General features: G+C 66.5%; 25 protein-coding genes. 12 read left to right on the top strand and 13 right to left on the bottom strand.

What is annotated here, in order from left to right; all coding sequences use genetic code 11:
• Positions 1–51: 51 nt before the first annotated feature.
• Complete coding sequence (locus H8F26_RS00530; RefSeq protein WP_197156729.1) at positions 52–750, bottom strand: response regulator transcription factor; 699 nt, start codon at positions 748–750, stop codon at positions 52–54.
• A gap of 195 nt (positions 751–945) precedes the next feature.
• On the opposite strand from H8F26_RS00530, the gene H8F26_RS00525 reads away from it, so the two are divergent.
• From H8F26_RS00525 to H8F26_RS00505, 5 genes are all read left to right on the top strand, one after another.
• Positions 946–1,269, top strand: coding sequence for a DUF1825 family protein (locus H8F26_RS00525; protein WP_197156727.1), 324 nt, complete (start codon positions 946–948; stop codon positions 1,267–1,269).
• A gap of 146 nt (positions 1,270–1,415) precedes the next feature.
• Complete coding sequence (tyrS, locus tag H8F26_RS00520; RefSeq protein WP_370594656.1) at positions 1,416–2,663, top strand: tyrosine--tRNA ligase; 1,248 nt, start codon at positions 1,416–1,418, stop codon at positions 2,661–2,663.
• Positions 2,660–3,445 carry an orotidine-5'-phosphate decarboxylase gene (pyrF, locus tag H8F26_RS00515; protein ID WP_197156725.1) on the top strand — a complete coding sequence of 262 codons (786 nt, stop codon included), beginning with the start codon at positions 2,660–2,662 and terminating at the stop codon, positions 3,443–3,445. Before tyrS ends, pyrF begins: the two co-directional genes overlap by 4 nt.
• 86 nt (positions 3,446–3,531) lie before the next feature.
• A complete protein-coding gene (locus H8F26_RS00510; RefSeq protein ID WP_197156723.1) occupies positions 3,532–4,872 on the top strand; it encodes an MBL fold metallo-hydrolase in 1,341 nt (446 codons plus the stop codon).
• Positions 4,866–5,186 carry a GGDEF domain-containing protein gene (locus tag H8F26_RS00505; RefSeq protein WP_370594655.1) on the top strand — a complete coding sequence of 107 codons (321 nt, stop codon included), beginning with the start codon at positions 4,866–4,868 and terminating at the stop codon, positions 5,184–5,186. The genes H8F26_RS00510 and H8F26_RS00505 overlap by 7 nt, the downstream gene beginning before the upstream one ends.
• 29 nt (positions 5,187–5,215) lie before the next feature.
• Here the strand turns inward: H8F26_RS00505 and H8F26_RS00500 are convergent, their stop codons facing one another.
• Complete coding sequence (locus H8F26_RS00500; RefSeq protein ID WP_197156721.1) at positions 5,216–5,704, bottom strand: DUF2721 domain-containing protein; 489 nt, start codon at positions 5,702–5,704, stop codon at positions 5,216–5,218.
• Between the two features lie 44 nt (positions 5,705–5,748).
• Between H8F26_RS00500 and H8F26_RS00495 the strand changes: the two genes are divergently transcribed.
• The gene (locus H8F26_RS00495; protein ID WP_197156719.1) at positions 5,749–6,150 is read left to right on the top strand and encodes an OsmC family protein; all 402 of its coding nucleotides are present in this window, start codon (positions 5,749–5,751) and stop codon (positions 6,148–6,150) included.
• A gap of 49 nt (positions 6,151–6,199) precedes the next feature.
• On the opposite strand, the gene H8F26_RS00490 is transcribed toward H8F26_RS00495, so the two are convergent.
• Positions 6,200–6,349: a hypothetical protein gene (locus H8F26_RS00490; protein WP_197156717.1), complete on the bottom strand. Its 150-nt coding sequence runs from the start codon at positions 6,347–6,349 to the stop codon at positions 6,200–6,202.
• Between the two features lie 586 nt (positions 6,350–6,935).
• Between H8F26_RS00490 and H8F26_RS00485 the strand changes: the two genes are divergently transcribed.
• Positions 6,936–7,226 carry a GAP family protein gene (locus H8F26_RS00485; protein ID WP_197156715.1) on the top strand — a complete coding sequence of 97 codons (291 nt, stop codon included), beginning with the start codon at positions 6,936–6,938 and terminating at the stop codon, positions 7,224–7,226.
• 16 nt (positions 7,227–7,242) lie between these two features.
• On the opposite strand, the gene H8F26_RS00480 is transcribed toward H8F26_RS00485, so the two are convergent.
• Together H8F26_RS00480 and H8F26_RS19100 are read right to left on the bottom strand one after the other, a co-directional pair.
• Positions 7,243–8,172, bottom strand: a complete 930-nt coding sequence (locus H8F26_RS00480) for a cation diffusion facilitator family transporter (RefSeq protein WP_197156713.1) — start codon at positions 8,170–8,172, stop codon at positions 7,243–7,245.
• Positions 8,173–8,180: 8 nt separating this feature from the next.
• The gene (locus tag H8F26_RS19100) at positions 8,181–9,011 is read right to left on the bottom strand and encodes a cation transporting ATPase C-terminal domain-containing protein (protein ID WP_231605380.1); all 831 of its coding nucleotides are present in this window, start codon (positions 9,009–9,011) and stop codon (positions 8,181–8,183) included.
• A gap of 449 nt (positions 9,012–9,460) precedes the next feature.
• On the opposite strand from H8F26_RS19100, the gene H8F26_RS00470 reads away from it, so the two are divergent.
• The 4 genes from H8F26_RS00470 to H8F26_RS00455 all read left to right on the top strand — a co-directional run bounded on the left by H8F26_RS00470 (position 9,461) and on the right by H8F26_RS00455 (position 12,818).
• Positions 9,461–9,688: a high light inducible protein gene (locus tag H8F26_RS00470; RefSeq protein ID WP_231597995.1), complete on the top strand. Its 228-nt coding sequence runs from the start codon at positions 9,461–9,463 to the stop codon at positions 9,686–9,688.
• Positions 9,689–9,766: 78 nt separating this feature from the next.
• A complete protein-coding gene (locus H8F26_RS00465; protein WP_197156711.1) occupies positions 9,767–11,320 on the top strand; it encodes a carboxypeptidase M32 in 1,554 nt (517 codons plus the stop codon).
• A gap of 70 nt (positions 11,321–11,390) precedes the next feature.
• Positions 11,391–11,978 (top strand): inorganic diphosphatase, encoded by a 588-nt coding sequence (locus H8F26_RS00460; protein WP_197158875.1) that lies wholly within the window; start codon positions 11,391–11,393, stop codon positions 11,976–11,978.
• Positions 11,979–12,338: 360 nt separating this feature from the next.
• A complete protein-coding gene (locus tag H8F26_RS00455) occupies positions 12,339–12,818 on the top strand; it encodes a L,D-transpeptidase (RefSeq protein WP_231605379.1) in 480 nt (159 codons plus the stop codon).
• Positions 12,819–13,107: 289 nt separating this feature from the next.
• Here H8F26_RS00455 and H8F26_RS00450 read toward each other — a convergent pair whose 3' ends face one another.
• The 7 genes from H8F26_RS00450 to rpoD all read right to left on the bottom strand — a co-directional run bounded on the left by H8F26_RS00450 (position 13,108) and on the right by rpoD (position 21,948).
• Positions 13,108–15,183 carry a chloride channel protein gene (locus tag H8F26_RS00450; RefSeq protein ID WP_197156707.1) on the bottom strand — a complete coding sequence of 692 codons (2,076 nt, stop codon included), beginning with the start codon at positions 15,181–15,183 and terminating at the stop codon, positions 13,108–13,110.
• Between the two features lie 27 nt (positions 15,184–15,210).
• Positions 15,211–16,176, bottom strand: coding sequence for a hydroxymethylbilane synthase (gene hemC, locus H8F26_RS00445; RefSeq protein WP_197156705.1), 966 nt, complete (start codon positions 16,174–16,176; stop codon positions 15,211–15,213).
• 163 nt (positions 16,177–16,339) lie between these two features.
• The gene (locus H8F26_RS00440; RefSeq protein ID WP_197156703.1) at positions 16,340–16,756 is read right to left on the bottom strand and encodes a DUF1824 family protein; all 417 of its coding nucleotides are present in this window, start codon (positions 16,754–16,756) and stop codon (positions 16,340–16,342) included.
• The gene (locus H8F26_RS00435) at positions 16,756–17,400 is read right to left on the bottom strand and encodes a phosphatase PAP2 family protein (protein ID WP_197156701.1); all 645 of its coding nucleotides are present in this window, start codon (positions 17,398–17,400) and stop codon (positions 16,756–16,758) included. Before H8F26_RS00435 ends, H8F26_RS00440 begins: the two co-directional genes overlap by 1 nt.
• The gene (locus H8F26_RS00430) at positions 17,400–19,184 is read right to left on the bottom strand and encodes a glycosyltransferase family 39 protein (RefSeq protein WP_231605378.1); all 1,785 of its coding nucleotides are present in this window, start codon (positions 19,182–19,184) and stop codon (positions 17,400–17,402) included. The genes H8F26_RS00435 and H8F26_RS00430 overlap by 1 nt, the downstream gene beginning before the upstream one ends.
• A 108-nt stretch (positions 19,185–19,292) precedes the next feature.
• Complete coding sequence (locus H8F26_RS00425; RefSeq protein ID WP_197158873.1) at positions 19,293–20,402, bottom strand: glycosyltransferase family 2 protein; 1,110 nt, start codon at positions 20,400–20,402, stop codon at positions 19,293–19,295.
• A 73-nt stretch (positions 20,403–20,475) separates the two neighbouring features.
• The gene (gene rpoD / locus H8F26_RS00420; protein WP_197156699.1) at positions 20,476–21,948 is read right to left on the bottom strand and encodes an RNA polymerase sigma factor RpoD; all 1,473 of its coding nucleotides are present in this window, start codon (positions 21,946–21,948) and stop codon (positions 20,476–20,478) included.
• A 668-nt stretch (positions 21,949–22,616) separates the two neighbouring features.
• Between rpoD and priA the strand changes: the two genes are divergently transcribed.
• A complete protein-coding gene (priA, locus tag H8F26_RS00415) occupies positions 22,617–24,872 on the top strand; it encodes a primosomal protein N' (RefSeq protein WP_231605377.1) in 2,256 nt (751 codons plus the stop codon).
• Between the two features lie 23 nt (positions 24,873–24,895).
• Here priA and H8F26_RS00410 read toward each other — a convergent pair whose 3' ends face one another.
• Complete coding sequence (locus tag H8F26_RS00410; protein WP_197156697.1) at positions 24,896–26,014, bottom strand: DUF3153 domain-containing protein; 1,119 nt, start codon at positions 26,012–26,014, stop codon at positions 24,896–24,898.
• Positions 26,015–26,016 lie beyond the last annotated feature (2 nt).

Below are 26,016 nucleotides of genomic sequence, written 5' to 3'. Positions count from 1 at the left end.
TGGCCCCCCTGCCCGAGCCAGGTCATTGAATCTGATCTCGCCTGACGGACTTCAGGTGTCTGGCCAGGGCACCAGCCCCCGGCAGAGGCCAATCACAGCGGCATGGGTGCGATCGCGCGCCTGCAGTTTGTGGCGAAGGTTCTGGATATGGCTTTTCACGGTGTCCGGCGACAGAAACAGCTGGGCGCCGATCTCCGGGTTGGAGTGGCCCTGCGTCACCAGGGTGAGCACCTGGGTCTCGCGCTGGGTGATGGGCCGCAGAGGGGTGTGGTCGGCATGGACCTGCCTGAACAGATCGGCCAGGCCGGAATCGATGTAGACCCCGCCGCCGCGCACCGCACCGATCGCCGCACGCAGCGTGCCGAACCCGATGCGTGATTCGAGACAGATGCCGTTGCATCCAGCCTTTATCGCCGCCTTGAGGCGCTGGCTGCGTTGGGGTTGGGTGGCGATCAGCAGGGTCCGCAGTTTCGCCTGGAGCTGCTTGGCCTGCACCACGAGGTCGATGCCACAGCCGTGTTCCAGATGGTCGGTGGCGATCAGCACGTGGGGCTTGTTTTTGATCAGCAAATCCAGAACTTCCTGGGCGGTGGTGGCCGCTCCGGTGATCCGCAGCTGTGAGGGGTAGTGGCAGAAGAACGTGAGCAGGGCCGGGCTCCCCATGGCGACCACGGCTCTGCGGCCACGGATCACCTCCAGGCTGCTGAGGTCAGGGTTCTGCAGGCGCGGCAGGTGCGGGGTGAAATCCACGGGTGGCGGAGCTCCTGAACGGCGACCGGCACAGAACGGTTGGGTGGGCTGGTCGATGGCGGCATGCTGAATCGCGCTTGAGCCGCTGTCAGGCCTCGGTGGCGTTTCGCTGAACCTGTGTGTGCGTGGATCCGCACCTCCGAGGGGGAACGGGGGGACCCCAGAATCGTCGCCAATGCGTCAACGGGCTCGGCCATGGCCTTCTTCGACTCCGAGATCGTTCAGGACGAGGCCCGCCGTCTGTTCAGTGATTACCAGCAGCTGATGCAGCTGGGCAGTGACTACGGCAAGTTCGACCGGGCTGGTAAGAAGCTCTACATCGATCGCATGGAAGAGCTGATGGACCGCTATCGCGTGTTCATGAAACGCTTCGAGCTCTCGGAGGATTTCCAGGCCAAGCTCACCGTGGAGCAATTGCGCACCCAGCTCGGCCAATTCGGCCTCACCCCCGAAGTGATGTTTGAGCAGATGCACCAGACCCTCGAACGCATGAAACGCGAACTCGATCAGACGGCCTGAATTCGCAGCCCGTCTGATCCCGCAGTCCGCCTGAGCGCGGCCCGCGCCTGCCTACGATCCGCCGCGGTCTGGCAACGGGGAGCAGGATGGCTGAGGCAGGGTTTGAAGCCATGCAAGGGGTTGGCGCCATGCCAGTGGGGGAGACCATGGCGCTTCCCGGCTGGCTTCAGCGTGGGCTGGTGGATCTCTTCCCGGCCGGCAGCGCCGCCGCCGATCCCGATCAGCTGCTCGGATCTCGCCTGGCTGAGGCTGAGGCCGCTGGCCGTCCCCTGCGGGTGAAGCTGGGGATCGATCCCACCGGCAGCGACATCCACCTGGGGCACAGCATCCTGTTCCGCAAGCTGGGGGCCTTTCAGGATGCGGGCCATACGGCCGTGTTGATCATCGGCGACTTCACCGCCCGCATTGGTGACCCCACCGGTAAGAGCAGCACGCGGGTGCAGCTCGACGCCGAGGCGGTGGAGGCCAACGCCCGCACCTATCTCGAACAGCTGGGTCAGGGGCAGCCGAGGGAACGGGCCCTGCTGGATTTCGAGACGCCGGGTCGGCTGGAGGTGCGCCGCAACAGCGAATGGCTGGCGGGACTGGATCTGCCCCAGGTGATCGAGTTGCTGGGCATCAGCACGGTTGGGCAGATGCTGGCCAAGGAGGATTTTGCCAACCGCTACGGCTCCGGCACACCGATCTCCCTGCATGAATTTCTCTACCCCTTGCTGCAGGGCTACGACTCGGTGGCGGTGCAGGCCGATCTCGAGCTGGGCGGCACCGACCAGAAGTTCAATGTGGCCATGGGCCGCGATCTGCAGCGCCACTTTGGCCAGCGGCCCCAGTTCGGGCTGCTGTTGCCGATCCTGCCGGGCCTCGATGGGGTGCAGAAGATGAGCAAGAGCCTGGGCAACACGGTGGGCCTGCGGGACGATCCGTTGACGATGTATTCGAAGTTGGAGAAGGTGCCCGATGCCGTGGTGGACGCCTACCTCACTCTGCTGACCGATTCCGATCTGGCCGCCCTGCCGGCTAACCCGCGCGAACGCCAGAGGGCGATGGCCCTGGAGATCACCCGGGCCCGCCACGGCGCCGAGGCGGCGGCCCAGGCCCAGGCGGATGCCGCGCGCCTGGTGGCCGGGGCCGCCGGCAGTGGCGCAGCCGATGCCGAAGTGCCGGAGGCGTCGCTGGCGGCGGTGAACTTCCCGGCCAGGGCCTTCTATCTGCTTGCTGCGGTGGGACTCTGCGCCAGCAGCAGCGAGGCGCGCCGCGCCATTCAGGGCGGTGGGGTGCGGCTCGACGGCCAGAAGCTGGCCGATCCCAACCAGGAGTTCGCTGATACAGCCGTGCTGGATGGCAAGGTGCTGCAGCTGGGCAAGAAGACCTTCCGCCGTCTGGTGGCCGGATGACCTCTCCTGTTCCCTCGCCGGCCGATCAGGTTGCTGCCGATCAGCTGATCGTGGCCCTCGACGGCATGGATGGCACCCAGGCCCTCAGCTTCGCGGAGAGGATTCCGGAGCTGCGCTGGGTGAAGGTGGGGCTGGAGCTGTTCACTGCCGCCGGCCCTGCGGTGATCGCCGAGCTGCGTGATCGGGGGCTTCGGGTGTTTCTCGATCTCAAGTTCCACGACATCCCCGCCACCATGGCAGGCGCCTGCCGCAGCGCTGCTCGCCTCGGCGCCGAGCTGATCACCGTGCATGCCTGCGCCGGCGGCGATGCCCTGGCCGCCGCCCAGGCCGGCGCCACCCTGGCTGCCGAGCAGGCGGGTCTGCCCCAACCCACCCTGCTGGCGGTCACGGTACTGACCAGCTGGGATGCCGCTCGCTTCGCTGCTGAGCTGGCGATCGAGGAGCCCCTGACCACCTACGTGCCCCGCCTCGCTGAACTGGCCGTCGCGGCCGGTCTCGGCGGCTGTGTCTGCTCTCCGCTGGAAGTGGAGGCTTTGCGGCGGCGCTACCCGGTACCTTTCGCTCTGGTCACCCCGGGGATCCGGCCGGCGGGAGCCGCGGCGGGGGACCAGCAGCGGGTCTGGAGTCCGGCAGAAGCGATTGCGGCCGGTTCCAGCCAGCTGGTGATCGGCCGACCGATCACGGCCGCCGAGGATCCTGCTGCTGCCTTTGATCAGTGCTGCCGCCAACTCGCGGCTGCCGCTGGCCAGGGTTCGGCCGCTGTTATGCCTGATCTGCACTAGCGTTCTCTCATCCTCTTGTTGCCTCTACCGATCTGATTGTGATCATCGACTTCGAGCCGTCACAGTTGGATCGACGGGAGACTTCAGTGCTTCCTTTTCATGGGAGCAACGAGCCTGCTGATTGCTCCGATGCCCCGATCGAACTGGCTCCCGATGTGTGGTGGGTCGGGCGTCGCCTGCCGGACGACCGCTTCCAGTGCCATGCTTATTACCTGCGCAATGGCAACAATGGGGTTCTGATTGACCCGGGCTCGCCGCTCACGATCGAGACCACCCTGGCCAAGGTGGCCCGGATCGACGACCTGAGTGCGATTCGTTATCTGGTCTGTCACCACTGCGATCCTGATATCGCGGCGGCCCTGCCGATGTTGTCCGAGCGCCTCAGCCGGCCGGATATTCAGGTGGTCACCGAATGGCGGGCGATGGCGCTTCTGCGCCATTACGGCCACCGTTTTGATTATTATCTTGTGGAGGAACAGAATTGGCGTCTGCCTCTGGAAGGGGATCGAGCTCTTGAGTTTCAGCTCACGCCCTATCTGCACTTTCCTGGAGCGATGGTGTCGTATGACACGGCCTCCAGGATTCTGTTCTCCTCCGATCTGTTCGGCGGCTTTGTCCCCGATGCCGCCAATCTGATCTGCCGGGACCTTGATGTTCTGATCGCCAGTGCCAAGCCCTTTCATCAGCACTACATGCCCAGCACGGAGCTGCTGTCGGCTGGGTTGACCCGGGTCCAGCAGCGCTGGCCCCAGATCGCCATGATCGCCCCCCAGCACGGCCATGTCGTGCCTGGCCCGCTGGTGGAGGAGGCCTTCAGCCGGCTCAAGGCTCTGGAGTGCGGCATCTTCGCCCTGGCGGATGCCGATATCGATCTGAAGCGCTTATTGCGCATTGCCGAGGCCCGTAGCCGCCTGTTTCAGGTGCTCCTGTCCCAGGCCGCCCCTACCCAGATGCTGGTCACCCTCAAGCTGGTGCTGCAGCGCATCCGCGGAGTCCGCGATTGCGTGCTCTCGATTGACCTGCCTGATCAGGGGTGGACCAGCTGGAGTGGCACACCACCGGAACCGCGGCTGGAAGGGCCGCCGCCGAACTGGGAGCAGGTGGAGCTCAGCACCCAACCTCCGACGAAGCTGTCGCTGCTGATCGACGACCAGATCCCTGTGGATGAGGATGTTCTGAGGATGCTGAAGGACATCACTCCATCTCTTCAGTCGTGGATTGATGGTGTGGTGGAGGAGCATCAGGATCATCTGCGCATGCTTGAGCTCAAGCAACAGGCCACAACCGATCCGCTCACGGGCCTGACCAATCGACGGGCCCTTGAAGATGACCAGCCCAGCGGTGCCTACGCCCTCCTGTCGTTCGACATCGATTTCTTCAACAGATCAACGACAGCTTCGGCCATGCGGCCTGTGATCAGGTGCTGAAGAAGGTGGCTGCTGTCATGACCAAGGCCGTGCGAGAGGGAGATGCTGTGTATCGCCTCGGTGGAGAGGAGTTTCTGGTGGTGCTCCCCCAGATTGATCCGGCCATGGCTCTGGGGATCGGTGAACGGATCCGCAGCCAGGTCAAGGTTCTGGATCTCCAGGGGTTGGCCCCGGACGGGGGTGTGACCATCAGCGCTGGGTTGTTCGTGGCCGATCCAGATCAACCTCTCCCGTTCGATGCAGCCCTCGCCATGGCCGATGGGGCGCTCTATCTGTCCAAGGAGCAGGGGCGTGATCGCCTCACGGTGGCCTGAGGGATGGTCCCTGGGCTGATCTGGCAGTTTCAGTAATAGCGGCGGGGGTTTTGGCCGATTGCCAGCTGCACCTCCACCAGGAACAGCAGCAGGGCCACGATCAGCGCCGGCATCGCCAACACGAAGGCGGGCACCACGATCGCCGCCAGGTCGAGGGCGGCCACGGTGCTGATGAACAGCACGGCCACCACTCCCGCCACCAGCAAGGCGCTGATGCTGCTGCAGAGAATGGCGCGGTTGATCAGGAAGGTGCGGCGGTGCTGCACCTTCAGGGCCTTGGTCAGGGTGTCCGCCTGCTGGCCGCCGCCCCGTTCCAGGGTCTCCTGCATCACCCGGGTCCTGTCGATGATCCGAGCCAGCCGGCCGGTGAAGGTGTTGAGCAGGCCACTGATGCCGGTGAGCAGAAACACCGGCGCCACCGACAGCTGGATGGCCCTGGAGAGCGCGACCACGGCCGACCCCTGCTCAGGCTCGCTCAGGACCCCCAGGAGGATGGTCGTGGACAGGGTGCCCTGCATCGGAGGAATTCACCGCAGACTGCGACCCTACCGACTTTGATCCGATGACTTCGATCGCCTGCCGTTACGAGGGCGGCCTGCGCTGCCAGGCCCTGCATGAACCCAGCACCATGGAGTTGGCCACCGATGCCCCCACCGACAACCAGGGGAGGGGGGAGTGCTTCTCCCCCACCGATCTGGTGGCCACCGCGCTCGCCACCTGCATCCTCACAATCATGGGGATCACAGCCGAGCGGCATGGCTGGCCTCTCGAGGGCGCCACCGCCCGGGTGGAGAAGAGCATGACCACCACGGGAGCGCGGAGGATCGAGAAGCTGGAGGTGTGGATCAACCTGCCGACGGAGCTGGAGGATTCCGCCCGGGCGGTGCTGCGCCGCGCGGCGGAGGCCTGCCCGGTGAAGAAGAGCCTGGAGGGTGCCGTGGCGATGGAGATGCACTGGGCCTGACCCTGCGCGACTGGCCGCGCTGAGAACGAAGCGATCAGCCCGTGGCCGTTCACATGATTTCCGGACCACCGGAAACGGGCGAAATATGCAGCAGGTCGGCGTGAATGCCCAGCCGTTCCTCCGCGATCATCATCGCCGTTCCCAGGGAGGTGGCTTCGAGCATCGTCACATTGCCCTCCTGATCCATGACGCGGTACAAGCGGGGCCCCTGGCGTCTCACTTCGGGCCAGGGCTCACCGCACAGCCTTCGCCCAGGCCGGTCAAGGTCTCGGAAGGGGGGAGTCATGGTCGGATTGGTTGATGACGATGAGCAGGGCAGGGCCGCCAGTCGCGTGGCACTGAAACAAAATCCTGGTCTTGATGGTGGGTCCCGTCTGCGTTGTGGGTGGTTGACGCAGGGTGTCTGGCGGCGAATTTTCCCCATTTTGGGGTGGAAGCTGATGGGGTGTCAGCGGTTCAGGGGAGTTCTTCATCGCAGGGGGCCGAGCCAGCTTCCCGATTGGCACGACGACGTGATTGATGGGATTGGGTTATCGGCTCTCGGTCTTATCTGGATTCAGATTTTTCTCTGGTCCCTGATCTGGTGATCCGTGGTGTCCGAGATATTGGCTGTCGATGCTGTTGCGATGTTGCGATTCTCGTGGGTTGAGGTGTTGGTGAAGAAAAAGTGGAAGCTCCTGAATTGTCGTCAAAGAAGGTGAAATCCTCGTGTACTTTCTCTGGCGTTCAATGCTGCATCTCGCCGTTCATCGTTGTCACAGTGATGTGTGCCGCCGACTGGAGCGGTGGTCTTCTCTGTCAAGGAGGGCGGCATGCTGCTGGCCAACCACTCCGATCTGCGCGGCGATCTGGAGGTGGGCTCCGTCTTCGTGACCATGACCACGTCCCTGTTGCTGTTGCCACCCCTGGCCTGGTTGGTCAGCGGCAACCGCTTGCGAGAGCCCCTCTCTTCGCTGAACGATTGGCTGGTGCACCGGGCCGAATGGCTGGTCGGGGTGTTCGCGCTGCTGCTGGGCCTCTATCTGGGTTGGCAGGGCATCGAAGGGCTGCACCGGATGGTGGAGCTGGTGGGCTGAGTCCCTCCCCATCCTCTCAAGGATCAGCTGGGTCCGCCGGCTCCAGTTGAAGGGTGCTGTGGGCAATGCCGAGCTGGGCGAGTCGTTCCTTGGCCTGGTGCAGCAGTTCCAGGTCGTCGATCGCTCCGGTTCGACGCACCACATGGGCGGTCAGGGCGTTCTGGGAGGTGCTCATGCTCCAGATGTGCAGATGGTGCACATCCACAACGCCGGGCAGGCTGCGTAACGCCTGATTCACCGCCGCCGGCTCGATGCCGGCAGGCACCGCATCGAGGGCGACCCGCATCGACGCGCCCAGCAGGGACCAGCCCGTCCAGGCCACCGCCAGGCCGACCCCAATGCCGGTGGCGGCATCGAGCCAGTTCCAGCCGGTCAGTCCCACCACGATGGCGCTCACGAGCACCGCTGCCGACACGGCGGCATCGCCGAGCAGATGAATCACTGCCGCCCGGCGGTTGAGGTCGTGGCTGCCGTCGTCGCCGAACAGCCGGGCGGAGAAGAGGTTGACGGCGATGCCCAGCGCCGCCGCCCAGGCCACGGGAGTGCTGAGCACCTCGACCGGGGCATGGAGCCGTTTGATCCCCTCCACCAGCACCACGGTGGCGGCCATCAGGATCAGCCCCGCATTGGCCAGGGAGGCCAGCTGGGTGGAGCGGCCATAGCCGTAGGTGAACTGGTCGTTCGGGGCTCGCGTGCTCAGCCGCTCGGCGCCCCAGCCCAGCAGCAGGCCGGCCACATCGCCAAGGTTGTGCACGGCATCCCCGACCAGCGCCAGCGACCCGAAGCCGACGCCGATCGCGAGTTGCAGGGCCGAGAGGCCGCTGTTGAGGATGACGCTCCAGCGAAAGGCCCTGCCGGATCCGGCGCGGTGCTGATGCTGGCGGGGATGGGGTTGGCGCTGGATCTCCACCGCAGGATGGCTGCGGCTCTCGTGCTGGGAAGACATGGGGGGGGTCAGGCGAGTTGGCGGTTGAGCAGCCCTGCCAGCAGCAGGGCGACCGCCGTGGTGATCATCACGGTGAGGATCTCGGCTGGCTGCATCGGCGCCAGGCTGAGCAGCTGCTGCAACCCGGGAATGGCCAGCAGCAGCAGCCACAGCCCCAGGCCGATGCCGGCCCCGGCGGCCGTGATGCGGCTGTGGGGATCTCCGTTCAGCCACACCAGGCCTCCACCGGCGAGCAGCAGCAGCGAGAACACCAGGCTGCGGTGGGTGGCAGTGTCCGTATCCGGCCAGAAGACCAGCACCAGGGCGGCCACCATCACCACGGCGCCCTGGCTGAGCGAATGGCGCCAGGTGTCGGGGCCGAACAGGGGCGCCTGCGGCGGGCGGGGGGGCTGTCGCATCAGGCCCGGGGTGGCGGGCAGGGCCTCGAACACCACCGTGCAGGCCGGATCGATCACCAGATGCAGCAGGGCGAAGTTGCCAGCGCGGAAGCGGATCCGCAGCAGATCCTGGCCGGTGACGCTGGTGTCGATCGTCAGCCTCGTCTCGTGGTTGAAGCTGAGACCATTGAGCAGGGGAGCTCCCGCTGCCGTGTTGCTGGAGGTCTCGATTGCGCTGCCGGTGTAGTGCAGTGCCCCCAGGGCGCCATTGATCTGCAGTTGCACCGTTGTGGTGGGCGCGAAATGGAGGGCTTCCAGTTTCTCGACCTCCTTCATCGTCTCGATGTCTTCGGTGGCTGGCTGGGGCGCCTCAATCGGGATGTCCTGGGCGAGCAGGGGGGCTGTTGCACTCACCATCCAGGCCACCGCGCAGCACCGAAACCAGGGCTGGATGGACCTCATGCTGTTGGCAACCCCGTCTGCGTGCCATGTCGGTTCGTTCTCCAGCCTTTGACAGGGTTGTGACCGGCATCGTGTCGATCACCGCACAGGTCGACATCGGGTACGGGTTTCACTCTCCAGCGCGCTGATGTGCCCCAGCCTGCGGATCAGAGGGGCAGGGGAAACCGCCCTTCACCTGACCACACAGCCTGGAAAAGGTTGAAAACGTCATTCTGGCTTTACGGTGTTGTCATGAAGAGGAGCCCCTGACAGTCATTGATCAGGGCATCGTCGAAGCGCAACATAGTTCTTGCTACTTCCATGGGCCTGGACGCCATGGTTGTTTTCCAGCACGCGTTCCTTCTTCAGGACACTTACAGACTTCACTCGCAGGACTCATCGTCATGTCGGCTTCAACCAAAACCGCAGCACAGGTCCATGTCAAAAACTATGCCGAATCAGAAGGCGGGATGTGGGATTCTCAGGAGCCCCAGCTCCTCGATCCGCGGGTCATTGAACCACGCATGTATCTCGCCAGCGCAGCCAGTCACAGTGGCTGGGGTTTCCACAGCCGTGCCGAACTCCTGAATGGTCGCCTTGCCATGCTTGGTTTCGTGATCGGCCTGGCCATTGAGGCCCTCTCCGGCCAGGGAATCCTGCAGCAGCTTGGCTTGGGTGCCTTGCTGCAGCACGGATGATCAGCTGCGGCCCCATCGGCCCGCCAGACTGCAGAACCAGGCCGGCGCCATGCTGGCCTCCAGCAGTGGTCCGTCTTCATGGCCCCCTCGGGTTCGACCCTTGAACGCCTGCGCAGCCATCTGCACCGGACCCGGCTGCTGGGCTCGATCAGCAGTGCCCTCTACTACGACCAGAACACGGTGATGCCAGCGGCTGGGGCCGCCTGGCGAGGGGAACAGCTGGCCCTGCTGGCCGGCCAGCTGCACGAGCGCCAGAGCAGCGATGAGCTGGCCGATCTGGTGGCGGCGGCTGAGGCCGAGCTCGATCCTGAAGCTCCGCCGCAGCGGCGTCGCAATCTGCAGTTGCTGCGGCTGGAGCAGGAGCGTCAGCGCTGCCTCGACCCAGAACTGGTGGCCGCCCTGGCCATGGCCCAGTCACGCGGCAATGCGGTCTGGCAGGACGCCCGGGCGCGCAACGACTTCGGTGCCTTCGCGCCGGCCCTGACCACGTTGATCCGGCTGCGGCGTGAGCAGGCCAGCCAGCTGGCCGACGCCGAACCGGTGCTCCGCAGCCCCTGGGAGATCCTGGCCCAGCCCTTTGAGCCGGATATCAGCGTGGCGAGGCTGGAGGCATTGTTTGCCCCCCTGAAGGCCGAGCTTCCGGCTTTGCTGGACCAGGTCACCTCTGCTGCAAACACAGCGGCTTCCACCACAGCAGCTGCCAGTGCAGCAGTGCCCACTGCCGACCTGCCCGAGGGCCTGCAGGAGAGTCTCTGCGCGGCGCTGCTCGACGACTGGGGCTATGACCCCAGCCGCTGCCAGCGCTCCCGTTCCGCCCACCCCTTTTCCTGCACGGTTGGCCCCCAGGACTTCCGCATCACCACCCGGGTGGTGCCTGGCCAGCCGCTTTCAGCCTTTCTGGCCACTGCCCACGAGTGGGGCCACTCCCTCTATGAGCAGGGCCTGCCTCAGTCCGACGACCATTTCTTTCCCTGGCCCCTGGGAGAAGCCACCTCCATGGGTGTGCATGAATCCCAGTCATTGTTCTGGGAGTGCCGGGTGGCCCGCAGCCGCGCCTTTGCCAACCGCTGGCATCCTCGCTTCCGCGACGGTCTGGGGGCTGATCCCTGGGGAGGCGCCGCCGGCTTCTGGCGCTCCCTCAACCCACTGCGGCCGGGACTGATCCGGGTCGAGGCCGACGAACTCAGCTACGCCCTGCACATCGTGATGCGCTTTGAGCTGGAACTGGCCTTGCTGGAGCAGGGGATGCCGGTCGAGGACCTGCCGGAGCAGTGGAACCGCCGCATGCGCGACCTGCTCGGAATCCAGCCACCCAACGACGCCCAGGGGTGCCTTCAGGACATTCACTGGGCCGAAGGACTCTTCGGGTATTTCCCCTCCTACGCCCTGGGCCATCTGATCAGTGCCCAGCTGGCCGAAGCCATGGAGCGGCGGACTGGTCCGATCGAGGAATGCGTGGCGGAGGGTCAGGAGGAGAGGCTGCGCGGCTGGCTGGCGGAGCAGGTCTGGCCGCTGGGTCGCTCGGTGAACGGCGAGGAGCTGGTGGAGATGGTCACCGGCCAGCCCTTGCATGCGGATCCGTTCCTGACCTATCTCAGGCAGAAGGTGCTCCGTCTGCTGGCTCCGGACTGAGTGCCTGATGGGATGGCGAAGCGGTCTGGGGCGATCCGTAGGATGCCCGCCAGCCGTTTTGAAGTGCTTCATGGCGAACATTGATCAAGCCCCCAGCCGCACGATGATGAATCTGCTGCATGTGCTGCCGGCCTTCGCCGATGAAGCGGAACTGCGGCTGAACACGATTGTGGAGCTGAACAGCAACACCATTAACAAATACGAGCTGATCACCGAAACCGGGCAACTCAAACTGGATCGGGTTGGCTATTCCTCCCTTGCCTATCCTTTTGCCTATGGCTGCATCCCCCGCACCTGGGATGAGGATGGCGACCCGCTTGATATCGAAATCGTGAGCGTGACCGAACCTCTGGTGCCCGGCAGCCTGGTGGAAGCCCGCATCATCGGCATCATGAAATTTGATGATGGCGGTGAAGTGGATGACAAGGTGATTGCCGTGTTGGCTGATGACAAGCGCATGGACCACATCACCTGCTACACCCAGCTCGGTGATCACTGGCTCAAGGAAACCCAGTACTACTGGGAGCACTACAAAGATCTCAAGAAGCCTGGCACCTGCCGTGTCAATGGCTTCTTCGACAGTGCTGAAGCCGTGAAGATCATCAAAGAGTGCGAAGCGCGTTATCTCGAGGTCATCGAGCCCCAGCTGGTCGGCTGATCCTCATCGGAGCCTCCCGACCAGAGGCCGGCAGGGCTGGGGGCCAAGGAGCCTTCGGTTCCAAGCGCCACTCAGCGGGGCTCCCTAGTCTTCTTTGCAATGACGTTGTCTCTTCCAATCACCTTGACAGCCATGGTGCGCTTTCTTCACTCCCGGTCTGTCGCGGCACTGATAGCCCTGCCTGTACTGGCGAGTGCTGGGTCCCTGGGTCTGGGCGCCACCGCCGTGGTGGCGGAAGAGGCCACGTCGTCTTTGCCTTCAGCTGGCGAGTCACCTGCCACTGGACCCGCTGTCAACCAGCCCCAGACAAGCCTTTCGACTCCCGCAACAACGGCTCCCGCAGCAACGACTCCCGCGACGGTGGTTTCCCCTGACACGCCGCCTCCAGGGGCCGCTCCGGCTGGACCTGGGGCTGCTGACGCTGCCACAGCGCCGATCACCCGTGAGATCCTCCTGGAGCTTGGGCGGCGCACCATCAGCCTGCGGGAGAACGGCAAGGTGATCAGCAGCTGGCCAGTCGCCATCGGTGATCCCAGGACCCCCACCCCCGCGGGCCGCTTCAAGGTTGAGAACAAGGTGGTCAATCCTCAGTACCAGAGCACGAAGAGCGGCAAGATCAACCCTGTCGTGGGTGCCAATGGTCCGCTGGGTGATCGCTGGCTCGGCTTCAAGAGCAGTGGCGTAAACCAGTACGGCATCCATGGCACTCCCAGCGCCTGGTCCTGGACCGTGAGTTCCCGCTCGGCGGTCACCAATGGCTGCGTGCGCATGTTGTCCGACCATGTCCGCAAGCTGTTTGACCTGGTCGAGGTGGGGACGCCTGTGGTGGTGACCCGCTGATCGGGCAGGAACCAAAAACATTCTGCAGATCCACCCGCGAAGGCCTAGGTAGGACGGGATCAGCCCGTAGTGTCATGAGCATCTTCGTGATCGAATCAACGCAATCGTTGCTGTTGGCGCGATTGCACGCTTTCGATCTCCGCCGGCTCCATGGCCCGTTCTGTTCCCCTTCGCGCTGGATTTCCGTTGCATCCCTCGGATCACCCCCACAGCTTTGATCCGCTCAACAGCACAGCTCTGAAGTGGTGCAGCAATGGCGAGCTCTCCGAGCTCGATCTGCATCGCATTCTCAGCCGTCTGTCCCAGGTGGATCCGGTGGCGGGTCCATTGGATCCCCAGGCCTGCGATCTGGCCAGCTGATCTGACGGGCCAGGGCCAGGGCCATGCCATCCCGGCTGGCCAGTCCCCGCAGTCGGCTCAGCGGCAGACCTCGGGCCGGTAGCCCATGGGGCAAAGCCCCCTCCCGGGCTTGCGGCAGGTCGAAGACCGGCAGCTGGCGCAGTCCTTGGGAGAGCAACTGTTCCTCCAGTTGAGCCAGGCTGGCGCAGAGCGGTAACCAGACCAGTTCGCCGCGGCGGCAATCCAGCAGCCGCGGCTCACTGTCCATGGCGCAATCGTCGGCGGGACGGTTCGTTTGCTTATCCAGGCGGTGCGATGGGCCCTCTTGGGCGATCTGCTGGGTCGTCCAATGCTGTGTGGCGCTGAGGACCCGTTGCAGGTCCGGCAGGGTGACCAGCCCCATGGCCCACTCTCCCTCGCTGACGATCAAGGCGTGGCCATGGCAGGCAACCAGTTGATTCAGGGCCTGAAGAACCGGTGTATCTGCCTCCAGCACCAGAGGAGCTTCCGGTTCAAACGCCTCCGCCACCGATAAAGCCGTGAGTCGGCCACGCCGCTCCTCCTCCATCGGATCCGGTCCCAGCAGGCCGGGATCGTGCAGCCCCTGCCAGCGTTCCACCAGGGCCGCACTCAGACCGGCGGCTGCCATCAGCGGCAGCACGATGCGGATGTCGCGGGTGAGCTCGAACAGCAGCAGCAGGGCCGTGAGGGGAGCCCGGGCGCTGCCGGCCAGCACCGCCGCCATGCCCACCATGGCGTAGGCCGGCGGTTCGGCCACCGGCAGATGCAGACCGCTGTCTCCAAGAATCTGGCCGTAGCAATTGCCCAGCACCGCCCCGAGAAACAGTGATGGTGCGAAGCCGCCGCCCACGAATCCGGTGGCACTGCTCACGGCCGTGGCGAGCACCTTGACCACGAGCAGCACCGCCAGGGTGAGCAGGGGGATGCCGCCATCGCGGCCCAGCAAGGCTTCAATCGTGTCGTAGCCCACCCCCAGCACCTGGGGAAACAGCAGGGCCATGCCACCGACGGCAGCACCGCCGAGGGCGGTGGGCAGTCCAATCGGCAGGCGCCCCAGCCACTGCTGCAGCCTCTGGCTGCGCCCTGCGGCCAGCAGGCTGATCAGCAGCCAGGACATCAGGCTGGAGGCCACTCCCAGGCCGAGATACAGCGGCAATTCCAGGGGTGAGCGCACCTCGTAGGCCGGCAGCCTCAGGATCGGGGTATCGCCGAGGCAGAGCTGGGTGACCAGGCAGGAGGCCACTGCTGCCACCAGCACGGCCCGCACGCTGGGACGACCGGGAATCGCACTGAAACTGCCCTCCAGCGCGAAGAACACGCCGGCGATCGGTGCCTTGAAGCCGGCGGCCAGTCCGGCGGCCACCCCGGCCGCCACCAGTGTCTTCTGACTCTGGGGTGTCAGCCTGCCGCGTTCGCCCACCCAGAGGCCGATGTTGCCACCGCCCTCGACGCTGGGCCCTTCGGGGCCGAGGGAGGCGCCGCTGCCGAGGCTGAGCGAGGCTGCCACCAGCCGCAGCAGCGGCAGTTTCGGGGTGGCCGGCTGGCTGCCTTCCGCCATCGCCTGCAGGCTGGGCAGGCCAGGGCCGAGATCCCCGCCGATCCGGCGCAGCACCCCCACGGCCAGGCCCCCCACTGTCGGGACAACCACCACCGGCCAGAGATCCAGCCAGCCCGGCGCCGTTGGCAGGGGTGGCGGCGCCGGCAGCGGTGGAGCCGGTGGTGGCGGCAGGAATCCCAGGCCCCCCAGGCCGATCTCCAGCAGGGCCTTCAGCGGCGTGCTCCCTTCCGGCGACAGGGAAGGCAATTCCGGGGCCGGTGGCGCGGTGGAGGTTCCCAGGCTCAGCAGACCTTCCACGAAGGGGCCGAACAGGAAATTGTTGATGAAGCCCAGCAATTCATGGAACCCCACCACCGCCAGGCCGGTGGCGGTGCCCACCAAGGCGGCCCAGGCCAGCAGATTCCACTGGAAGGGCAGGGCCGTGGCCTCGGTGGACGACTGCTGCATGGCCGAGGCCGCGACCGCCTCGCCGCTTCAGGCCTCGGGCCGGACGCTGGCGAAGATCTCCTGCAGGATCTCGCCGGCGCCCTGCTGCTTGAGCGTGTGGGCCAGGGCGATGCCGATCGCTTCCGGATCCTCCTGGGGGCCACGGGCCTCGTCGCGGATCAGGCGCAGGCCATCGAGGCTGGCCACCATCCCGGTGAGCACCAGGTCGCCGCTGCCGTCCGGCCCCTCGAAGCGGGTGTTGACTCCGATCGGCACCTGGCAGCCGCCCTCCAGTTCCCGCAGGAAGGCCCTCTCCGCCAGGCAGCGGCGGGCAGTGGGGGTGTGCTCCAGCACCTTGATCTGCTGCAGCACGGCCTCGTCACCCTCGCGGCACTCGATGCCCAGGGCGCCCTGGCCCACGGCATGCAGAGAGATCGACGGGTCGATCAGTTCGTGGATGCGGTCGCCAAGGCCGAGGCGACCCAGGCCGGCTGCCGCCAGAATCAGGCAGTCGAACTCGCCGGAGTCGAGTTTCTCGAGGCGGGTGATCACATTGCCGCGCACATCCTTGAAGACGAGGTGCGGATAGTGGTGTCGCAACTGGGCCAGACGGCGCAGCGAGCTGGTGCCCACCACAGCTCCTTCCGGCAGGGTGGCCAGGGTCTTGTCCCTGTGCGTCTCGTGCACCACCAGGGCATCGGCCGGATCCTCCCGTTCGGTGATGCAGCCCAGCATCAGCCCCTCGGGCAGGTTGGTGGGCAGATCCTTGAGGCTGTGAACGGCGATGTCGGCCTGGTCCACCAGCATCTGGGCTTCCAGTTCCTTGGTGAACAACCCCTTGTCGCCGATCTTGGCCAGGGCCACATCCAGGATCTTGTCTCCCTGGGTGGCCATCGCTTCGATCGAGATCTCCAGGCCGCCATGGGCCTTGGCCAGCTCATCGCGCACCCAGTGGGTCTGCACCATGGCGAGCTGGCTGCGGCGGGAGGCAATGCGCAGGGTGGAGCCGGCCATCGAAAACCTTCGGTTGGCAGTCGAGCTGCCGATCAACAGCCGCCCAGCCTAAGGACCGGCCCGCTCTCGTCAGCCAGCAGCGCGATGCTCCGTGATCTGCCGATGCATCAATCCAGCTGCTGACGCATGAATCCAGCAGCTGATCAGTCATCCCGGCGGGCGTTCAGCCGAAGAAATCAAGGGGTAGTGGTCCCCAGGTGTCCTCTGCCTCCGGATCGGCGGGGCTGTGGCCGCTGATCAGCAGTCCTTCGCCCAGGCCGTTCTCCTGACGCAGGCTGAAGGTGCCGGTGTTCTGGTTGCCCTTGAGAAAGACCGGCCCAGCCTCGGCCGCCGCTGCGCCGGTGCCGCCCTGCGGGTCATGGCCATTCAGGGGGGCGAGGGGGCTCCAGTCCAGGGCGACTTCGCAGCGGCGCAGGGTGGCGGTGGCAGCAGCGCCCGACGGGGCCATCACCCCCACGGTGAACCAGTCGCAGGCGGCCAGCCGCTCCTGCAGCTCCTGACGCAGCACTTGCCGTTCAGGCTCCGTGAGGCTGGGGGCGGTGCGCAGTCCACGCAGGTCGACCAGGGCAGCGACAGCCATCAGGAGGAGGAATCGGCAGGGTTGCGCCAGATTGACAGGCAGACCGTCAGCCAGGCGAGGCCCACGGCTCCGCCGGCGATCAGGTCGCTGGGCCAGTGGGCCCGCACCACCAGGGTGCTCAGCCACACCAGCGCCACCCACAATCCCGCCCCGAGCGTCAGCGGCCAGCGCAGCCGCGGATGGTGCGCCGCCAGGATCGTCACCATGGCGAAATAAAACACCACGCCTCCGGCGGCATGGCCACTGGGAAAGCTGCGTCCATCCACCGGCAGCAATTTCTCAGGCGGTCTGGAGCGATCGAAGAACGGTTTCAGCATCCGGTCCACGATCAGCAGGATGCCGGCGGTGGCCACCACCAGCATGGCCAGATCCCGCCACCATCGCTTGAACGACACATAGAACAGGGCGGCAAGCACCAGCACGAAGGTGAAGCCCACGCCACTGACCCGATACACCTGAACCAGAACTGTCCGCAGGGGGCCGCGGATGCTTTCGCTGATCCAGTCGAGCACCGCTGCATCGAACCGCGGCGGCTCTTTCGGATCCAGATTCGCCGCCAGTGCGCTGACCAGTCCAATGCAGATCAGAACCGTCAGAACGTCGCTCCAGCGGAGCTGGGGCCGTGGAAGGGACAGGCGCGCCATCAGGAGGCCTTCCGGTTGCGGGATCGCTTGCGCGGACGCAGCTCGTCCAGGGAGACCCGCCAGAGCTCCTGAACCCCGCGCTGACCCAGCCGTTCAATCCGATCGGCCGGCAGAGCGAAGCCATCGAGTTTGTGCCGGTCGCCCAGCAGAAGGGCGCTGACGCTGGCGGGCTGAATGGCGAGCAGGGAGGGATCCTGTTTCCAGAGATCCTTGACGTCGCTGGCATCCCCGAGGAACACGGCCGACCGTCCGCCATAGAAGAGAGTGCTGTAGCGCATGGTGCCCACCACCCACAGGGGTTCATCCGGGCGGCTCTGGCTGCCCGCCAGCTGTTGCAGCTCACGCAGGGGAAGCTGGCGTTCCCGATCCAGCAGGGGACCAAGGGGTGCCACCACTCCGAACAGGACAGCCAGGAAGCCTGCCAGATTGGGAAGCCAGATCCAGTCGTTGCGGCGGCCCAGCATCAAGGCCAGGCCCACCAGGGCGGCCAGGCCGAGAAGTACCGCCAGCAGCTGGGGTAATCCTGAGGCGCTCAAGGCGGCGGCGAACTGGGGAAAGGCCGGATCGCGGCTGACCCAGCTGGGTGCCAGGGCGGCCGCGGCGGAACCTCCTGCCAGCAAAGCGATGTTCAACCAGCTGGCGAAGGCCCAGGTCGGGGGAGCCTGCCGGTCCCGTCGATCGGTGCTCAGGGGATGCCACAGCAGGGCCACCAGCAGGCTGGCGGCTGGAATGGCCGGCAGGATGTACCCCGGCAGTTTGGTGGCGGCGGCCGAAAAGAACGCCACGATCAAAACCAGCCACAGCAGCAGGATCGCCGGCAGGGCCGGGGCGTCGGCCTGGCGTGCCCGGGCCAGCGGCCAGGGGGCGGCCCGGGCGATCGCCTGGGGCAGGAACGGCGACCAGGGGAGCAGCAGCAGCAGCAGCCAGGGGAGGTAGAACCAGGGCGGTCCTGGGTGGTCATAGAGCACGCTGGTGAAGCGTTCCAGGTTGCTGAAACCGAGGAAGCCGCCGAGGAACGCCTGGCCATGGACCGCCGTGGCGGCGGCATACCACGGCAGGGCGATGCCGCAGAACAGCAGGGTCATCGCGGCCAGGGGGAAGGGCCGCAGCCAACGGGACCAATGGCCCCGCACCAGCAGGTCTGCGCCGATCACGATGGCAGGCAGCAACAGGCCGACCGGGCCCTTGGCCAGCACGGCGATGCCGGCAAAGCAGGCCATGCCCACCCGGCCCATGGCGATCAGGCGCCGGTTGGACGGATCCCGCTCCGCCACCAGATAGCTGAACAGCGCCAGGGTGATGGCGCTGGACAGAAACATGTCGGTGGTGGATGTGCGGCCCCAGCCGATCCAGGCGGGTGTGGTGGCCAGGACACCAGCCGCCAGCCCCGCCCGCGCCACAGCCTTAAGCCGCGATTCCCCAGCGGGCGCCCAGAGCAGCAACAGGCCGAACGTGGCCAGCACCACGGCACTGGCGGCCACTGCCACCGGCAGCCGCGCCGCCGCTTCGGAGACACCGAACAGACGGAAGCTCAGGGCCACCATCCAGTAGCCCCAGACCGGATAGTCGAAGAACGTGCTGTCGTTCCACCAGGGTGTGACCCAGTCGTTGCGCAGCAGCATCTGATGGCCCACTTCCACAAAGAGGGCCTCGGTCTTGTCCATCAGCCCGAGGGAGCCGAGGCCGTTGAAGAAAGCCAGCCAGCAGAGCCCGATCAGCCCCACGATTGCCAGCAACGCCAGCCGGATCGGCTGGTCTTCCAGCACGCTCAGCCTGCTCTTCAATCCAGCACTCTGAACATCAGCCAGGTTCTGCAATCCAGCCACGCTGCCGATTGTGATCGACAGGTTAAGGCTCCGCCTCCGGGCCGGCAGGTTGAAGAGCGGGCCGCTTCAGGGGGTGTTCCAGACGAAGCGGGAGGAGGCGGCATAGTTCCAGACAAACACCACCACGATGCCGGCCAGCTGGGCCCAGAAAGTGTCGGGCGAGACGAAGCTGTAGAAGGCCGAGGCGAGGCCCACATTGGCCAGTACCGGCAGGGACGCCACCAGCAGGAATTTGAGCAGGCCCCGCAGCAATCCCAGGCCCCGCAACCGCTGAAAGCGGAAGGTGAGGGCGTTGTTGATCAGATAGTTCGAGCTGGCGGCGGCCACCACGGCCACAGGCAGGGCCTGTTTGAAGCTCAGGCGGTCGCCGGCCATCAGCAGGGCGGTCATCAGCAGCTGCACCGCCACACCGCTGATCCCCACCAGACCGAAGCTGATCGCCCGTCGGGGCAGCAGCCGAAAGCTGAGGCTGTGCAGGATCGAGATCAGGAAGTCCCAGAACACCGCCAGATCGAGCTTTGAGCTGCCGTAGCTGCGCGGCTGAAACGTGAGTGGGATCTCGGCGGCCCTGAGGCGGCCGCCGCTGACGGCCAGCAGTTCGTAGAGGAACTTGAAGCCGTTCACGTCCACGGCGCGGATCAGGGGCAGCACCCTGTCGAGCCGCAGCGCGAAGAAGCCGCTCATGAAATCGCTCAGCGGCCCATAGGCTCGGGCCAGGCTGAAGCGGGCCACGCTGTTGGCCCAGGTGGAGCCGGTCTCCCGGCGGCCGCTGAGACCGCGGATCTCGGCCCCGGGGTGGAAGCGGCTGCCGATCACCAGATCGAGCTCGCCGGCCTGCAGCGTCTCGAGAGCACGCAGCACCGAACCCGGTTCGTGCTGGCCGTCGCTGTCCATCACCACCGCCAGATCTCCGGTGGCATCCAGCAGCCCTTCCTTGATGGCGCTGGCCAGACCGGCCCGGCCGACCCGGCGGATCAGTCGGATCGCCGGTTCGCCATGGGCCAGCTGCCTCACCAGTTCGGCGGTGCCGTCGGCGGAGTCGTCGTCCACCACCAGGATCTCGAGATCGAACTGGCGGCGCAGCGGCAGCAACTGAGCCAGCAAAGGCTCAATGTTGCCCCGCTCGTTGTAAGTGGGCAGCACGATCGAGACGCGGACCGGGGCCGGCGTCGCCATCGCAGGGGCCGGCTCGGACGAGGGGAGTGCGCTCAAGGGGTGAACGGGCGCTCCAGGCTCACCAGGCTCAGGATCACTTGATGTATTCCTTGAGCACGCCGTTGCGGTTGGGATGGCGGAGCTTGCGCAGGGCCTTGGCCTCAATCTGGCGGATGCGCTCGCGGGTCACATCAAAGATCTGGCCGATCTCCTCAAGGGTCTTCATGCGGCCGTCGTCGAGGCCGTACCGCAGGCGCAGCACATCGCGCTCGCGTGGGCTGAGGGTGGCCAGCACGCCTTCGAGGTCTTCGCGCAAGAGATTCTTGGCCACGTCCTGCTCGGGATTCTCGATGTCGGCTTCGATGAAGTCGCCGAGGCGGGAATCCTCCTCCTTGCCGATCGGGGTCTCCAGGGAGATCGGCAGCTGGGCACTCTTGGCGATGAAGCGCAGCTTCTCGATGGTCATCTCCATCGATTCCGCGATCTCCTCTTCGGTGGGCTTGCGGCCGAATTCCTGGGAGAGGGTCTTGGTGGTTTTTTTGATGCGGGAGATGGTCTCGTACAGGTGCACCGGCAGGCGGATGGTGCGGCTCTGATCGGCAATGGCGCGGGTGATGGCCTGGCGAATCCACCAGGTGGCGTAGGTGGAGAACTTGTAACCTTTCTCGTGGTCGAATTTCTCAGCGGCCCGGATCAGACCGAGGGAACCTTCCTGGATCAGGTCCTGGAAGCTCAGGCCCCGGTTCATGTACTTCTTGGCGATCGACACCACCAGGCGCAGGTTGGACTGCACCATCTTTTCCTTGGCACGACGGCCGAGCATCAGTCGACGCCGGAACTTGATCACCGGCATGTCCAGCAGGACAGCCCATTCCTTGGTATCGGGGTAGTGGCCCTTGTCGGCTTCGAACTGGCTGGCCAGTTCTTCAAGCTGAAGCAGGTCGGCGATCTTGCGGGCCAGCTCAATCTCCTCATCAGGGCGCAACAGGCGGATGCGGCCGATCTCCTGCAGATAGACGCGGATCGAATCCTCGGTGTAGACGCCCTTCGGCCCCACCTTGATGCTGGCGAGGGCCTTGGCGTCCTTGGCTGATTTCTTCTCGGCGTCCGCTTCGGTGCTGCTGCTGGTCAGGAGCTCATCGGCCGCCAGGTCCAGGTTGGCGGGGGCTCCGGCCACCTCTGCGGTTTTGGCCTTGCTGCTGCGGGACGCTCCCTTGGTGGCAGCGGTCTTTGCGGCAGGGGTCTTGGCAGAAGCGCTCTTGGCGCTTGCCTTGGTGGCGCTGCTCTTGGCGGCTTTTGTGGTCGTGTCCTTGGCGCTGCTCTTGCGGCTGCTGCTCTTGGTGGTGCTGGCCTTCTTCTCCTCGCTGCCCGTTTCGGCGCTCTTGGAGGTGCGACTGGCCCGGGGCTTGGCCTTGCTGGCTTTGGCGGCATCCAGGTCGGCCTCGGCGGCCTTGGCGGCGGGAGGTGTCTTGACGATGACCGACTCCCCGGACGCGCTGGCCACCATGAGGATCTCCGGCGCGGCGGACTTGGCTTTGGCGGTGGGCTGGGCGGCGACTGGGCTCATCGGATGCGGCAAGACGATGGTGTGGGTGGAGCGAGGCTGGGGGATCGGGACGTTCATTCCGGTGGAACGCACCGGTGGAACATCAGGACAATCAGGGATGTCAGGAGTCGTCCGATCGAGAGCGCCCTGACGACAGGACGAGGCAATCGGCAGGTGCAGGCCCCGGGTCAGGAGCCCTGCGGAACGGTTCGGTTCAGAATCAAACGCGGTCGAGTCAGGTCGTTCAGCGCTCTGAAAGCCAGATCAGCCCAGGGCCGGTTCCCTTGAGTCTTCCCCGGTCTGCCCAGAAGGGAGCAAGCGGGAAGGATGCGGCAGCAGAACTGCCGGCCGGACCGTCACTGCGGCTCCACAGGCATAACGGTGCCTGGAAGCATGGCGTGACCGAACCGCTGGAGCGGACCGGTCGCAGGACGTGGGGGAACCTGATCGAAGGCTGAGAACCTGACCGATGGGGGAGAGGATGGAGAACGGAGCCGAGACAGTGCTGTCAGGGGTGGTCGCAGACCTGGAGGACCTGATCTCAAGGATGGTCCTGCACTTCGGGTCTTCCCTCTGGACGGAACTCTGTCGGGTTCCGACAGCAGCTTTGAAACTGCTCAACGCCATTATCTTAAGAAGACAGGGAGACAGCCGCAACTTCCCTGTCCGTTTTTGACGCCCCTGATCTGGTGCACGGCTTCGTGCAGGTGTGGCTCGAGGCCGGTCGGGAGGGGCAGGTGTTCACCTATGCCAATCCCGATCGGCTCGTTCTGGGGCCAGGGGATCTGGTGGCGGTACGCCTGCAGGGTCGGCGTCATGGCGGTCTGGTGGTGGAGACCCTCGTCGAGGTTCCCCCCGAGCTTCTGGGCCGCACCCTGGAGCCGGTGCTGGAGCTGCTGCAGCCCGCCGCCGTAGACCCACGCTGGCGTGCCTGGATCGCCCAGGTGGCCGATCAGTGCCACACCAGTCTGTTCCGAACCCTCAAGAGCGCTTTGCCGGCCGGCTGGCTGGGCCAGCGCCGCAAGACTTCGCTCAGCCGTGCCTCGGTGGGGGCCGCCGCCCGGGCCCTGGCACGCAGCTGGGTCGCGTTGCCGGCCGAGCATCCGGCTGCTCCTGTTTCCACCACCGAACGGCAGGGCCGTTTGCTGCAGGCCTTGGCCGAGGGGGGAGGCCAGTTGCCACTGACGGCCCTCCAGGCGGTGGAGGGCTGTTCGCCGGCGGTTCTGCGCACCCTGGAGCGGCGGGGATTGCTGCGCCGTTGCCCACCGCCTGCCTCGTCTTCGTCCGATGACCCCGGCGGGCATCGGCTGACGCCGGCCCAGCAGGAGGCCGTCGCGGCGATCGAGGCTGCGGCCCCTGCCCAGGCCCTGCTGCTCTGGGGTGTGACGGGGGCCGGCAAGACCGAGGTCTATCTGCAGGCGGCGGCCGCCTGCCTGGCCAGGGGGGAGAGCGTGCTGCTGCTGGCCCCGGAGATCGGCCTGATCCCCCAGTTGCTGGACCGTTGCCGCCAGCGGTTCGGCGCGCAGGTGCTCGAATATCACAGCGGCATGGGCGACGCCGAGCGGGTGCGGGTCTGGCGGAGCTGTCTGGAGGCGGCTGCCGAGCCCGTGGCCCTGGTGGCGGTGGGAACCCGCTCGGCGGTGTTTCTGCCGCTGCCCCGTCTCGGTTTGATCGTGCTGGATGAGGAGCACGACGACTCCTACAAGCAGGAGAGTCCGATGCCCTGCTATCACGCCCGCGATGTGGCCCGGCTGCGGCTGTCTGGCTCTGGTGCGCGGCTGGTGCTCGGCAGTGCCACGCCGTCGCTGGAAACCTGGCTGCGCTGCCAGGGCAGTGCCGCTGACACCCGGCTGTTGCGCCTGCCCGAGCGGATCGGGGCCCGGCCGCTGCCGCCCGTGCGGGTGGTGGACATGCGGATGGAGCTGGTCGAGGGGCATCGACGCCTGCTCAGCCGGGCCCTGATGGGGCGTCTGCAGCACTTGCAGGAACGTGGCGAGCAGGCGGTGGTGCTGGTGCCGAGGCGCGGCTACAGGTCCTTTCTCAGCTGCCGCAGCTGTGGCGAGGTGGTGCTCTGCCCCCACTGCGACGTGGCCCTCACCGTGCACCGCAGTGCCCGCGCCGATGGCGCCGGCCATGAGTGGCTCCGCTGCCACTGGTGCGATCACCGCAGCCCGATCAGCCATCGCTGCGGCCATTGCGGTTCCACTGCCTTCAAGCCCTTCGGTGCCGGCACCCAGCGGGTGATGGAGCAGCTGGCCGCTGAGCTCGAGGGTCTGCGGGTGCTGCGTTTCGATCGGGATACCACCCGCGGCCGCGACGGTCACCGCCGTCTGCTCGAGCGCTTCGCCGCCGGTGACGCCGACGTGCTGGTGGGCACCCAGATGCTGGCCAAGGGGATGGATCTTCCGCGGGTCACCCTGGCGGCGGTGTTGGCCGCCGATGGGCTGCTGCATCGCCCCGATCTGCGTTCCAGCGAGCTGAGCCTGCAGTTGCTGCTGCAGCTGGCCGGCCGGGCCGGCCGTGGAGAGCGACCCGGCGAGGTGCTGGTGCAGACCTACTGCCCGGAGCATCCGGTGATCCGGCACCTGGTGGATGGGCGCTACGAGCAGTTTCTGGTCGAGGAGCTGGCCCTGCGCCGCCAGGCGGGCCTGGTGCCGTTCAGCCGCGCCTGCCTGCTGCGCCTGGCCGGGCCGAGCGCCACGGCCACGGCCACGGCAGCCTCCGCCCTGGCCGAGCATCTGCGCCCCACACTCCTGACGGCGGGCTGGATGCTGGTGGGGCCTGCGCCTGCTCCAGTCGCCCGGGTGGCGGGGCGCAGCCGCTGGCAACTGCTCCTGCATGGACCGGCGGGCACACCCTTGCCCCTGCCCTCCGAGGCGGAGCTCCGCCAGACCCTGCAGGCCGGGGTGAGCCTGGCGATCGATCCCGACCCCCTCAGCCTCTGAGCGCGGCTGGTTCCGGAGATCGATCAGGCCGGCAGCTCCGGCCAGCCGAAGCCCGCCCGTCGCCGCAGCCACTGCAGCAGGGAGACCAGCAGCAGCAGCAGCAGGATCGAGGCGCCGCCCAGCCCCAATGGGCTCCAGCGCCAGCAGCGCAACTCCAGCCTGTTGAGGGCCCCGGCCTGCAGGGGCCAGAGCTGACCTCCGGGTTGCCGCGATGACCGGGTGGCCAGCGGGGTGGACAGGCGCACGGCCGAAGGCCGCACCGGAGCGAGGTTCAGGCCCAGATCCAGGCCTGGAACGGTGGCGAGGTTGCGCAGATCCAGCTCCAGTTGCAGCTCCTGCCGCACCCCCAGGCCCCAGTTGCGCTCCCGCAGGACCAGCTGGGGCGGCGGCAGGGGGACGCCACCCAGCTGAGAGGCGAGCTCCAGGTTGCGGGCCATCTGGGCCAGGGCGGCGGAGGCCGGTTCGACGGATCCGATCAGCTGCTCCTCTCCGCCGCTGCGGACGTGGCGAAAACCCTCGGCTTCCAGGGCCAGCGCGAACTGGCGCTGCCAGGGGGTGATGCGGCCGCTGTCACTGCGCAGATGGTGCTCCAGGCGGAGTCGACCCGGTCCTTCGAAGTGGAGGTCGCTGCGCACCTGCATGCAGCCGCCCAGGCCGAGGGCCAGCAGCACCAGGGCAATCACCAGGGCCGCGAAGCCGATCGGGGCGCGGGTGGCCCCCACCGGCGGTGGCGGTGGCGGCGGTGGGCCGCTGTTGGCCCGCCGCCGCAGCGCGGCAGCCCGGCTGCCCTCCAGAGAGGGCGCATCTCCAAGCTCGGGAAGGGTGAGGGACCAATCGCGGGGGCGGCTGAGCGCTGGGGCCTCCAGGACCAGCAGCAGATCCCGCGCCTGGGTCCGCAGCAGGGGGTCGTTGCAGCGCAGCAGCTCACGGCAGCAGGCCTGGGCCCGTTCGCTCTGCCCCTGACCCATCAGAGCCGTGGTCATCAGCAGCCGCACCTCTCCGCCCAGGGCGGTGCGCGGTGAATGCAGGGCCGCGAGCGGCTCCAGCAGGCGCAGCACCTGGCCATAGTCGCCCCGCTCCAGGCCGCGGCGGGCCGCCGCCAGAGGGTCGTCCGCCAGTCCCGCTCCGCTCAAGCCCTCCATGG

The sequence above is a fragment of the Synechococcus sp. CBW1006 genome, from assembly GCF_015840525.1.
Lineage (GTDB): Bacteria > Cyanobacteriota > Cyanobacteriia > PCC-6307 > Cyanobiaceae > CBW1002.
The sequence above is the reverse complement of the archived record's forward strand: the minus strand, read 5'-3'. Positions and strand labels throughout refer to the sequence as shown.